The following is a 12,660-nucleotide window of genomic DNA, read 5'->3' as shown; positions in this document are numbered from 1 at the left end:
CGACAGCTGTTAGAATATTTCCTAGCAGCTGCCGTATTTTATCGCATTTCTTTATTTTTAAAATAAGTGAGTGACAACACACCTGTAATCAAGAGTATTCCCAAGCTAGTAAAAATCGAATTTTGAGCGGTTGAGCCAGTGATTGGCAATTTTGGGGGCGAATCACTTGTATTTTCACTAGGTATTTTGACGTTATCATTGGATTTTTCTATAGATTGAGCATTTTCTATAGTTGATTTCGGTGTAATTATTTTTAAATTATTAATCTTATTACTTAATTGTTCGGTCATTTGATCCAAGCCTTCTTGGGTCCCCTGCTGCTGAATCCATGACTTAATTTTTGAAATTAGCTCAACAATTTCTTGGTAGCTCGCTGAATCATAATTTTCTTGAATTAATTGTTCAAATTGAGCCGCTAAGATTGAAAATTGTGCGGTATTTAATGGTACTTGAGCAAGACTTAAAGCAGCCATTGCCTCTTGAATTTTTGTCGTTAATTCATCAATTGAAGCCTGTGTAGCAGTTGAATCATTGAGTAGGCTTTGTGCTTGAACAATAAGATTAGCAACTGATTGATAGCTTTGTTCATTATATATTGTTGAATTTAGCCTTTGAAAATCAGCGATTGCTGCTGTTAGATTAGCTGTGTCGATTACTTCTGTCACTGGAAAAAGCTCGGTGTTTGAAGCTAATAGGCTCGGTAAATTAAATAATAAGCTAAGTGAATTGACCAGTTTTTCTTTTTGCGCAGCTGTCTTAGAAGCATCAAAAGCCGATTGCACACCTAATTCAGCACTAGAAATATGATATTTTTGAGTGATCACCTGATCAAAAAGATTGGTATAGACTGTATCACCGTTAATTAATTTTTCAAGAATTTCGTTCCCTTTATTAAATGCAGCTATATAGTCATCAGCTGTTTCAAAGCTTAGCTTTTGAAATTCACCCGTTTCAGTTAAAAATTCACCTAGGTAAAATTCGGCAAAATTGACCGAAACTAAATCCTTATCAATTGCACTTTTTCGCCAAAAATAAGCAAGACTGCGAAAAGGATCGTTTGCAAATTGGCTAGGAATCATACTAGTTGCTATTTTTGATAAATCAAACGCTTCATACTTACCGCTGTTTACATTGAAAGCTTTTGAAAAGAACTGATTATTATTAATAAGTGTTTGATAAAAAGCTTCAGTCGTTAAACTACTATAATCAGCAATGACTTCAACATTTATTTGATCGCTGCCAAGTCCGTACTGATTAAAAATATATAGATAGGTTGTGCTACCATGATGACCATCTGTTGCATAAAGCTTACCATTTGGACCGAGGATAACAGGCACCTTGGGTAGATTGCCTCCAAGCACCTCGGCATTTGGTATGCTTTGGCGAATACTGGCACTAGAATAGAGCGTTTTATCCTTTAGTGCCTGTCCATTTACCAAATAATTACCCTTACTATAGCCATTATCATCATTAAAATCCTTGAAATAATCTTCGGTCAGGCTCGTTTGTGTCTCGTCTAAATAACCCAAAATTTTAGCTGCGATTTGTGCTTTTCCAACACTTGCTTGAGTAGGCTGAATATCAGAAATCGGTATGTCGTAGCGTGTTTCTGACTTTACTTCGCCGTGGATTGAAACAATTGATGTGGTTATTATTAATAACAGTATTCCTAAAAATTGCTTAAACTTAATCTTTTTCATGCAACCTCCTAGAGTAAATAATACAATCTTTAGGATAACGAAATTATATGTAAATTAGAGAAAAAATATGTAAATTTATTGTAAAAATGAGCGTTTTATATAATCAATCCTTTATAATAGTTACGTTATTATCTGGAAAAATTCACTGAGCTCATAGCGGATATGGGGATTACCAGCTTTGCTAGCTTTACCAACAGGTAATAAGAGCATTGGCTCATAGTGGTTAGGTATATTTAAATAATCCATAACGCTTTTGAAATCTACTCCCCTCATCGGTACTGAATCATAGCCAAATGCTCGGACAGCATGCATCAAATTCATCGAAAACAGCCCTAAATCAAACTTTAATCCTTCTATGCTGGCATCCTCTGGATGCATTTTTAAATATGCTTGTACTCTATGAGATTTACTCTCAAGATCACTTAAATTTATAATGCCTTTATTTAAATTAAAATTCATAATTTTATCTACATTATATAATTCTAAATCTCCAAATATTACAAAAACGACAGAAGCAGTTTCAACCTGTCTTTGCCCAAAAGCAAATTCCCTTAATTTTGCTTGCTTTTCCTTATTAACTATTGCAATAACTTTCCATGGTTGAAAATTATTACTGGAGGGTGCATTAGCAGCATTTTTTACTATTTCCTTAATAATCGATGCATCAATAACATAATCCGAATCGAAATTTCTGACAGATACTCGGGCATTCAAAAAATCTAAATAATTCATTTATAACATCTCTTTTCTATTTTTATATATAGTATAATGTTAGGTATATAAAAATAAAGTACGCACTTTTTTGTTACTGTAAGTTTGGAGGAAAGCAATGATTAAAGCTGAATGTGGCGTATCTAAAGTCATGAATATTTTAGGTGGAAAATGGCGGTTAAAAATATTATGAGTAATTTCGCAACACAATCCAATCCGATTTAATCAATTAAAAAGAGAAGTAGACGGAATAACTAACGTGATGCTTACTCGCTGCTTAGAGACTATGATTGAGGTTGATTTAATAAAAAGAACAGATTTTAATGAAATACCACCTAAAGTAGAATATTCGATTACAGAAAAAGGTAAAGAATTAGTACCTATCTTATTTTTCTTAAATAATTGGGGGAAAATTAATTTATAATAACGGAAATCCATTATAAATACATTTATTTCATTAGTAAAAATCATTAAGAGGGCTCGGAGCTAACTTTTTAGCTTTCATAAAAAACTAAACAGGTTGCCTTCTTCAATGTTAAGTTCATCAGATTTAGTAAACTACGCAAACAATTGATAATATTTTTGATTGCCTACCTTCTTGACACCATGGGCGTATAGTATTCTTGTTGTATTCTTCTCTGATAGGCTCTCTGTACTTTAAGCGCTCTAAAATAGCAATTATTGGAGAACAACAAAAAGTGAGTAGCACTATTATGACTACTCACTTGCTCTGATAAGATTTGCTACCAAATACTCCGAATACCCAAAAGCACTTCGATTTACTATATTTTTAAATTACTTCTAGTATAATATTACTCTTGTACAATTATTCATTAATAGCTTGAGGATCATCAATCGAATAGCCTCTATTGACAGTTAATATTGGATTATAGAAGTTACCATTCTTCCGAATCAATTTAACTGTTTGAATATGATTTTGAGAAAAAATACTTTGAGAATCACCATTTGGGATACCATTTATGGTATATATGGTGTCCCACATCACATCACTAGAATTGCCTAATATATATGGGTAGTTACCAACACCACCCGTATGATCAAGTCCTAAGGTATGCCCAAATTCATGCTGAATAATTCTTTTTAAGCGTTCTTGATTTTGATTTAAGCCATCAATATCTATTCCCATAGCGCCAGCACTTGCTGCATTCCCTCCGCCTGCTTGAAGCGTAATTTTAAGACTTGGACTATTATTATTCTCAGCTTTTATAATAACTGTTTCACCTAGAGCATTATTCCAGCCCTCTGCGGCCTGTGCCACCACAGCAGCAAATTTTTGACGTTCCGCGTCGGTAGTCGCAAGGGAATCATCAATTTGATAAACTATCTGACCCTCAGTATTCATTGAATTACGAATAAGTTGATAAAGAGGCTTTCCTAAAGAAGGGTTTACCGCGCCATTTTGAAATAATAATACTGTAGAATTAGATAAATCATCCAGTAAGAATTGATTACTTGTCCAATACCATTTGCCATCACCAAAGGAAACTTTAGAAAAAGTAGAATCACCCGCGTCAAGTAAATACTCATTTTTGTAAATATCACTATGTGCAATTCTGCTTTGGAGCTCAGCTTTAAATTCTGATTTTACCCAAACTGTCGCACCTTGACTGTATCCCAATGCCGCAAGCGTTTGTCCAGTAGTGAGTGCTGAGCTTTCAGTAGGGCTAATTTCTTGTTCTGATGTCGGAAAAAAGATTGGCGATGTTTCTGAATCGGGCGATATTACCGTCTTATAGCGATATGGCTGCTTAGGCTTTGATGGTTCGGCACCAACAACAGCCAAAATAGAATGATTATAAGGATAATCACTTTCAAAGGTATTAGCCTCAGTAATATTTTTCCACTTAATTTCAGATAGCGATTCCTTGGCTACCCAAACAGAGGTTAATTCTTCACTTTCACCATTGAGTAATTGCCATACATCATAGCTTCTAAAATTTGACACACGCAAACCTTTATTATAAATAAATTCTAATTTATAATAAATAATCCCGGTTCTGTTACTCTGTTGGGCTGCCGTTACTTTTCCTATAACATCATATAGATAGCTACCTTGCCTTTGTCCTATTTTTTGATGCGGCAGATCTATTTTAGAATTTGCATAAAAAAGATGAATTGGATATCCCTCAGCAAAAGCTGTCGCAGTGTACGAATTACTCATTTCTTTTTCTGATATGCTTAATGCTTGATAGGTATCATCAGGTCCATCTACCGGCATTATTGATTCTTTTTCTATCCAAAAAACTTCAGGACCACCGATACCTGACAGTTCATAAGAATATCTAGCTTTAACAAATACCTTCCCATCTGACCGTTTAGCAATTTCCCCTATACTCACCACTACTCGAGAAGAAAGCACTTCATATTCTTTAGTGCCCGGAGCAATACCAAAATCAGTATTATAAACGCTCCAATCGCCAGAGCTCCAAATTTTTGCTCCTTCAATACTAATAAAATTTTCAGTAGGACCATTATCAGCATTTTCCTCATCAAAACCAAAATCTTTGGGATTATAGGAAATCTCTTCCCAGGTATATGCCTCTTTTTCAGCAGCATAGGTCATGCTTTCTGAACTAATAATTGAAAGATTTGAGGTCAATAACTCAGCTGATAGATACAATGTCAAACCAAGTAATATAACTTTAATCATTTTTTTAAAATTTTTCATAGATACTCCTTTTTAATTTATTTCCCATTTTTTTATTTTATCATGATTAATAAAGGGTAAATTAAATAAAAATACTATCATCAGCGAAAATTATTTAAATCAAAATGCATTTCCTTCATTATTTATGACATTAATTAAAAAATCACCCATAGACTAAAGGAACTAGCTGTAGGTGATTTAAATTTTGAAGCTATTTAGCTGGAAAAATCATATTGAAGCAGTACGGTGTTATCTACATTATAATTTAAAAAGGCATTCATTACTTTACCATTAAAATAATTATCAATCACACGAATTAAGGCATTGTGACAAACAAGTAAGTAGGTTTGATTGGGTTTACTCGACAAGCTATCCAACAATGGATAAATCCTACCAGCCACATCAAGTATCGACTCGCCATCAGTAAATGGCATCGAGAATTCTCGGCGTGCCTTTTGAAAAGCGGAATCATTAATTAATCTACCATCAAAAATACCAAAATCCATTTCAATCAACCTTGGCTCGATTCTGACAGAAGCCTCATTTTTCTCGGCAATAATCGCAGCCGTATTAATAGCCCTATTTAAAGGTGATGTCAAAATATGTGTGACCCGCTCTGGCAAATCATTGACAAGTTCAGCTAATCTTTTAGCCTGCTCAATACCCGCAGCTGTTAATTCAACATCTGCATGACCACAAATTCTACCTTGAATATTCCATTGTGTCTGACCATGACGTGCAACATAAAGCATTAATATCCCCCTAACAGTTTATGCTTTTGGACAAGTTCAATCTTAAAGCGCTATTTTTCCAATAATACCACCTTTAAATGATTTTTGATAAAATAGGATTGTAACATTTTAGGTGACTCATCAAAAAACATTGAAAAGGACGTGCTTTTATTTTTATAAAAAGTAACAAAGCTATTATTTGAGCCCTGCTTTTCAATTTGAATCAATTGAAATTTAGATAATTCACCATTTAGCAAGCCAATCTTGATAAGCTGCTTTTTTGATAAGCCCTCTTTAATAAAGGCAACAGAAACAATCATTAAGGCAACAATAACTAGCCTCAATTGTAATACTAAGCTTGCAGGCCAAAAAATAACTAAGAGCGCAATAGCTAAAACTACTGCAAGTAGCCGTTTAATCCTGCTCGTTTTTGCGTAGATAATAATTTCTCGGCGTTCCTTAATTTGCAAAATAATCAACAAAATTAAAAATATACCAATTACAATAGTCTCAGCCATTTCGTCCTCCTTATTTTACCATTCGGCAATTGTACCGTCATAATTCTTCCACGATGGATTAGTCCATATCAAGCCTTCTTGGGCAATTTCTTTAATTCGCTCTTCATCCATCTCTAAACCTAAGCCGGGCTTACTTGGTAAATCAACAAAACCATCATGATATTGGAATATGTCTTTATTTTTAACAAAATCCAATAAATCAAACCCTTTATTATAATGAATGCCCAAGCTTTGCTCTTGAATAAAGACGTTTGGAGTACATGAATCTACCTGTAAGGTTGCTGCTAAAGCAATCGGACCATAAGGAGCGTGTGGAGCTACCGCCATGTCATATGCTTCAGCCATGGCTGCAATCTTACGTGTTTCTAAAATACCACCACAGAGTGCAACATCTGGTTGAATAATACTGATCGCGCCTTGCTTAAAAATATTTTTAAACTGCCATCTCGTATATAAGCGTTCACCAGTTGCCAATGGCGTTGCAATGACATCTGCGACTTCCTTGAAGCACTCTTCATTTTCTGGTAAAACGACTTCTTCTAAAAACATTAAATTGTATGGTTCTAAGGCTTTAGCTAAGACTTTAGCCATTGGCTTATGCACACGACCGTGAAAATCAACGCCAATTTGCATTTTGTGACCAAAACGCTCACGAATTGAGGCAACACGTTCGACTACTTCATCCACCTTCTCATAAGAATCAATATAATGTAATTCTTCAGTCGCATTCATTTTTACAGCAGTGAAGCCTCGATCAAAACGATCCTGTGCCTGCTCAACAACATCAGAGGGGCGATCACCACCAATCCAAGAATAAACCTTGATTTTATCCCTCGCAGCGCCTCCTAATAATTCATAAACTGGCACATTAAAGGCTTTACCTTTAATATCCCACAATGCCATTTCAATTCCTGAAACGATTGTGCCATTAATTGGACCACCTCGGAAAAAAGAGCGATGTAGCTCTTGAAAAATTCGCTCAATTTCAAAAGGATTGCGACCTAAGATCCGATTGCCTAGCTCATAAGCACCTGCGACAACCGTTTCCGTCTTTGTTCCAGAAATCATTTCACCCCAGCCATCAATGCCTTCATCTGTAGAAATTTTGATAAAAACCCAGCGAGGTTTGACTTTGTATACAGTGATATTTGAAATTTTCAAAATATTGCCTCCTATACTTATGCTTCTTGAATCTGTTGCTCTATATTAATTTTTTTAATGCCTTCAAAGAAATACCAAATTCCTGCAAACCCAATCAGTAAAACTGGAATGCCAATTAATGGATTATAAGTAAAGGCTATAAATACAATGTAGCTTTGAATCATTGCTGTTGCCGCAAATGATGAAATGAGCATCGCATTTGCACCAAGCTCGATTCCGACCGATTTAGCAATTGAGGTTAAAATAGGTGCTGTTGCTGTCCCACACCATAGTAGAGAAGCCGTAACCACTAAGCCAATAATAATATTTTTAATTAAATTACCGCGAGTTAAGGCAACAACCATCGCAACACGGAAGGGTACAACTGCTAAATCTGCAAAAGGAAGCACGCGATTACCTGGTAAGACTAAAGCCATCGCAATTGTCAAAGGGATAATTATTAACGCCGTGGTAATAACATCTGGATTACCAACAACAACTGCAGCATCAAGTCCGATAAATAAACGTCTACCCTTAAATTTCTCCTGTGACCATGACTGTGCAGCATCTGAAATTGGCATTAAGCCTTCCATAAACAGTGAGGTCATTTTCGGGATTAAAACCAAGACTGCTGACATACTAACACCTAATTGCAAAATTGCTTTGATGTCATAGCCTGCTAAGAAACCAATGACCATACCAATAACCAAGCCCATAATCATTGAGTCGCCAAAAAAACCGAGATATTTTTGAGCATCCTTGATTGTAAACTTAGAATTTCTAAAAAATGGCACGCGATCTAACAGCCAGTTTAATGGCCAAGCAATCACAAGTGATGATAATGCCGAAACTGTTGGTAATGAAACACCCGGAATTCCGAAAAAATCCTCTACCAGAGGTTGTGACCAATCAGACATCTTAAAGGTAATAATTGCCATGACGACAGATGCACCGACGCCTAAAAAAACATTTTTTGTAACAAAAAATACCATAACACCAACAATTGCCATATGATGATAATTCCAAATATCAACGTCGAGCGTCTGCGTTTTCTTTAAAATTAAAAGAACGATATTAACAATTAGTATTGCAAAAATTAAAATAGCAATAATTGGTGAGGCCCAAGTGACAGCTGCAATTGAACCCCAACCGACATCTAAAGCATCTAGCTTAACACCTGTTCTATCAACCATCGCCTTAGCTGCAGGACCCACATTAGTTGTCATAAAATCCAAAATTAGTTTAATCCCAGCGAAACCAATTCCCAAGGTTAGTCCGGATTTAAAAGCCTTAGTAACTTTCAGACCAAAAATGAGACCAATTATTGTAATAATAACTGGCAGCATAACAGTAGGACCAGCATCAATAAAAAAGTTAAAAACATTCATAACATATTTCATTTTTGTTTTCCTCCCCTAAAAAATTAATCCTTAACTACTTGCAAGATTTCTAACATTGTTTGCTCTGCACCAATACCTGTTAGGATTGGCATGCCTTTAACAACAGGTACATCACCAGTTTGTCCTTCAAATTGACCTGTTGTAATCAATAAATCATAGCCCTGAACCTTCCCAGGCACTTCCATTAGCTTAGTTTGTGTCGTTTCGGCTTGCACCCCTTTTTCAGCTAAAAAATTTCTAACTTTTGTCGCAACAACTGTTGATGTTGCAATACCATTACCACAGGCTACTAAAATTCTTTTCATTATTTTATCCTTTCTACTATGCAACTGCTTTTTCTAATAAATTTAAAAGCTCTTGATCTGTTTTGGCGGCAATCATTTGTGCTCTCAGTGGCTCATCTTGAATAATACTCACAACTTTTTGTAGCATCTCCACTTGTCCGTGGGGCTCTCCAATCGCCATCATAATAACAATTTGAATGGGTAGTTGAACACTCTTATCATCCATACTTTGAAATTGAACGCTATTTTCAAGCGTTGCAATGGCTAAAGTGGTTTTCCTCACCATTTCAAAATTGGCGTGCGGGATAGCAATTCCGGGCGGTGTGGAGGGTAAGCCCGTCGGATATTCCGCTTCACGTGCCTGAATTGTAGCGATATAATCCTCATTGACATAATTATTTTCGTATAGCTTTTCGGCTAAAAATTGAATGATTTCTTGATTGGTTGATGCTTTGACATCTCGAAAAACTAATTTTTCATCTAATTCTAACTTCATTGAGCAGCCTCCTCACTAACCTTTTGGATGAAACGAGCTATTGATTTTCTAAGTCCTAATATTGAACAACTCTTTATGTCTGTACTATCAAACATGCCTGAGCCAACACCAACAAACGAAGCACCATTATCAAAGAAGGCTTGAACATTACGTTCGTTAATGCCACCGACAGCCATCAATGGCAATTGTCCTAACGGTGCCTGCACATCCTTAAAAAATTTAGGCGAAACTGCATTGGCAGGAAAAATCTTGACAATATCTGCCCCATATTCAAACATTTCATTAATTTCTGATGGCGTCATTGCAGCCGGTACAACTATTAAGCCTTTAGCTTTTGCGAAGTCAATCACTTCTTTAGTCAAACGATGTGGTGCTAAAAGAAAACGAGCGCCCGCTTCATAAGCATTTTGAGCGTCTTTTAAGGTTCTAACCGTACCAGCACCAATTAAAATGCGACTACCATAGCTTCTATTTAATTTTTCAATCTGTGACAGTGCACCATTCGTATTTAAGGTTACCTCTACAGCAAATTGATCCTCAAAGCCTTCCAAAGCCTGTAAAATTGTATCTGCCTCTTGAAATGTATAGCCACGCATAATAATCGTAAATTTAGGATATTGCATCCTATTCATTTGCCTACCTCCTATGTAAATTCTCTAATTAATTGATAAATTGTTTTTTCATCCTCTGTATTCAGTAATGTTTCTAAAAATTGATGATCATTACTAATATCAGCAATTTGATTAATGGCTCTCAAATGCTTAGTCAAGTCAAAAAAAGCTAATGGGATAATAAAGTGAACCTGATGACCATCAGGCAATCGGATTGGTGTTTTTGAAATTAAGATACTGACACCATCCTTCAAAATACCGTGCTCGACTGTTGTGTGAGGAATGCAGATATCAAGCCCTAGGTAGCTAGAATAATCTTTTGCCTGCATTTGTGCCATACAATCAACGAAATAATCATTATTCACAATTTGATTTGCAAGCAATGGCTGACACGCAATTTGTAAAGCCTTTTCCCAATCCAGCTCCTCTTGATTTATTTTAATAAAGGTCGGCTTGAGATAATCCGTTAAACTAGGTAATGTCACAAAGTTATCAAAGGAAACATCGTTTTCTTCGCTTACTAAAAACATTTGAATTGCATTTTTCAATGCTGAATATTGTTCAATTGAAGCGTACTGCTTAATAATATTAATCAATTCATCAGCAGCCTGATCTACCTTATTGATACCTAAATCATTCAAGACGCGATATCTTAAATTAATTTGCTGATTATAAGACATAATCGGATCGACAATGTATTGTGCCACTGCTGTATCTAATGGTGTTGTTGTAAAAACAAGATCATAGTCCCGTCCAAATTTATAAAAATCTCTTGCCGAAAACGAAACCAAAAAATGAATTTCTGGAAATAGCTTTTTTAAATTTTCTCGCATCAATTTTGAAACCATGACACCATTTCTACAAACAACCACTGCTTTAGGCTTTTGCTTTAACAACTGATTAGAATTAGCTGATAATTGGTACCCAAAGTAATATGATAATAGGCTCAATTCATCATTGGGGAATGCTTTCCCAATCCAATTTTCAATCGGAATAATTAACTCCTTCAACAAATCGTTTAAAATGGTGTGATTACTATCATGAGCTAAATTTTCAAATGAATATATTCCTAAGCTCAAGCCGTATTGGATTCTAAAGCAGGCTGGTCTAAGATGACTAAGAATTCTGCGTTCAAAATTTTCCTTATCATCAATCATAATCAGAGTTTGATTTTGAAAATTTTCAACCATTTCTGAAATTAATGCCTGTAGCTCAGCATCAGAATCATAATCTTGCCTTGTTTTTTTTTCAAAAATATTAGAGCTTAAAAATATTAAGCTTAGCCACTCTAAATAATCATCAGAAAGCTGCCAGCCCTTTTCCGGAATTAATATCTTTAAAATACGATATTCTGGTGTATTTTTAATATTGCCTTCGAAAAAGGGCTCACGACTAGGAAATTTTAATGCTCTATCTACAATCAAACCAATCAGCACCTGTAAATAGTCAATGGACTCATCTGAATAGTCTAAATGAAGCATTTGCTCCATACTGTTAATAATTTGTAAAATATCTTCCTCGCTTGTAGCAATGCTTAATTTTGAGGCAATTGCCGATTTTCGAGCAACTAAATATTGCTTAACCAAATCTGAAAGAAGCTGAAGAACTCGATTCTCCGAGCCACACAACTGATAACCTGAAAAGCGATCATATTGAATGGTTAAATCATATTTTTCTGCTAACCATTTTGTTCGTTTCAAATCCTCCATGACAGTTGTCTTACTTACCTTTAAATCATCAATAAAATGATCCATACTCATGTAATCTTCACCATCAATCAATCTCAATAAAATAAGTGCTGTCCTCTCATTATCAGAATAAACAGCTGACAGCTCGTCAGTCGCAAGACTTTGATTATTCGTAAATAATTGCATCACCTCTAATGGCATAAAAAAGATACCATTGTTATTACGCTCAATAATTGGCAGATTTTTTGCTATCAGCTCCTCATTAAATTGGGTAATCGCATAATTAATTTGTCGTTTGGTTAGTTTTAACCTTGCCGCAAGCTCAGTTAATTTGATTTCCGGTTTTTTTATCAGTAATGCGAGAATTGTTCGGATCCGTTCATTCATATTTTCCCTCCTGACATATTTATTCTAAGCCTAATCACTAAATTTTTGTATGCGCTTTCTGTACGCATTTTGTTCAACTAGAAAAAGAAGATTGTCATACCTTGCAATCTATGGCATCTTGGTCACTAAGCTAGCTTCAAAGACTTGACAACATGCTCCCGAGTCAAAATTTGACGTGTCAAAAAACGACACTTTCAAATTCCACCTACCGTTCGCAGTTGTCAGACCAAGCCATTTCAGCTTTTTTAATAAGCTAGCTTCAATGACCGCCTCAAATTGTAAGCAATTTTCGGGAGGTAAGTGGCAATGGCAAAAAGCAAGGCGAT

General features: G+C 35.4%; 12 protein-coding genes. 1 reads left to right on the top strand and 11 read right to left on the bottom strand.

From position 1 onward, the window contains the following. Positions 1-38: 38 nt before the first annotated feature. Positions 39-1,700: a ParB-like protein gene (locus HOY35_RS10995; protein WP_172213601.1), complete on the bottom strand. Its 1,662-nt coding sequence runs from the start codon at positions 1,698-1,700 to the stop codon at positions 39-41. 120 nt (positions 1,701-1,820) lie between these two features. Next, positions 1,821-2,432: a nitroreductase family protein gene (locus tag HOY35_RS10990; protein WP_172213603.1), complete on the bottom strand. Its 612-nt coding sequence runs from the start codon at positions 2,430-2,432 to the stop codon at positions 1,821-1,823. A 175-nt stretch (positions 2,433-2,607) separates the two neighbouring features. Here HOY35_RS10990 and HOY35_RS10985 point away from each other — a divergent pair, with 175 nt between their 5' ends. After that, positions 2,608-2,835, top strand: a complete 228-nt coding sequence (locus HOY35_RS10985) for a helix-turn-helix domain-containing protein (RefSeq protein ID WP_349627510.1) — start codon at positions 2,608-2,610, stop codon at positions 2,833-2,835. Positions 2,836-3,237: 402 nt separating this feature from the next. On the opposite strand, the gene HOY35_RS10980 is transcribed toward HOY35_RS10985, so the two are convergent. The 9 genes from HOY35_RS10980 to HOY35_RS10940 form a co-directional block, all read right to left on the bottom strand. After that, positions 3,238-5,100 carry a M66 family metalloprotease gene (locus HOY35_RS10980; RefSeq protein WP_172213605.1) on the bottom strand — a complete coding sequence of 621 codons (1,863 nt, stop codon included), beginning with the start codon at positions 5,098-5,100 and terminating at the stop codon, positions 3,238-3,240. A 194-nt stretch (positions 5,101-5,294) separates the two neighbouring features. Then, positions 5,295-5,831, bottom strand: coding sequence for a histidine phosphatase family protein (locus tag HOY35_RS10975; protein ID WP_172213607.1), 537 nt, complete (start codon positions 5,829-5,831; stop codon positions 5,295-5,297). 50 nt (positions 5,832-5,881) lie between these two features. Further along, a complete protein-coding gene (locus HOY35_RS10970; RefSeq protein ID WP_172213609.1) occupies positions 5,882-6,328 on the bottom strand; it encodes a hypothetical protein in 447 nt (148 codons plus the stop codon). A gap of 15 nt (positions 6,329-6,343) precedes the next feature. Next, complete coding sequence (gene dgoD / locus HOY35_RS10965) at positions 6,344-7,489, bottom strand: galactonate dehydratase (protein ID WP_172213611.1); 1,146 nt, start codon at positions 7,487-7,489, stop codon at positions 6,344-6,346. 17 nt (positions 7,490-7,506) lie between these two features. Further along, entirely contained in the window at positions 7,507-8,868 is a 1,362-nt protein-coding gene (locus tag HOY35_RS10960; RefSeq protein WP_172213613.1) for a PTS galactitol transporter subunit IIC, read from the bottom strand. Between the two features lie 23 nt (positions 8,869-8,891). Continuing rightward, positions 8,892-9,173, bottom strand: a complete 282-nt coding sequence (locus HOY35_RS10955; protein ID WP_172213615.1) for a PTS sugar transporter subunit IIB — start codon at positions 9,171-9,173, stop codon at positions 8,892-8,894. Positions 9,174-9,189: 16 nt separating this feature from the next. Further along, a complete protein-coding gene (locus HOY35_RS10950; protein ID WP_172213617.1) occupies positions 9,190-9,648 on the bottom strand; it encodes a PTS sugar transporter subunit IIA in 459 nt (152 codons plus the stop codon). Continuing rightward, positions 9,645-10,280, bottom strand: a complete 636-nt coding sequence (locus tag HOY35_RS10945) for a bifunctional 4-hydroxy-2-oxoglutarate aldolase/2-dehydro-3-deoxy-phosphogluconate aldolase (RefSeq protein ID WP_172213619.1) — start codon at positions 10,278-10,280, stop codon at positions 9,645-9,647. Before HOY35_RS10945 ends, HOY35_RS10950 begins: the two co-directional genes overlap by 4 nt. A gap of 11 nt (positions 10,281-10,291) precedes the next feature. Further along, a complete protein-coding gene (locus HOY35_RS10940) occupies positions 10,292-12,334 on the bottom strand; it encodes a BglG family transcription antiterminator (protein WP_172213621.1) in 2,043 nt (680 codons plus the stop codon). Positions 12,335-12,660 lie beyond the last annotated feature (326 nt).

Origin of the sequence: Enterococcus sp. MMGLQ5-1, assembly GCF_013155265.1 — a bacterium.
In the GTDB taxonomy this organism is placed as follows: domain Bacteria; phylum Bacillota; class Bacilli; order Lactobacillales; family Streptococcaceae; genus MMGLQ5-1.
This window is presented reverse-complemented; position numbering and strand designations above follow the sequence as displayed.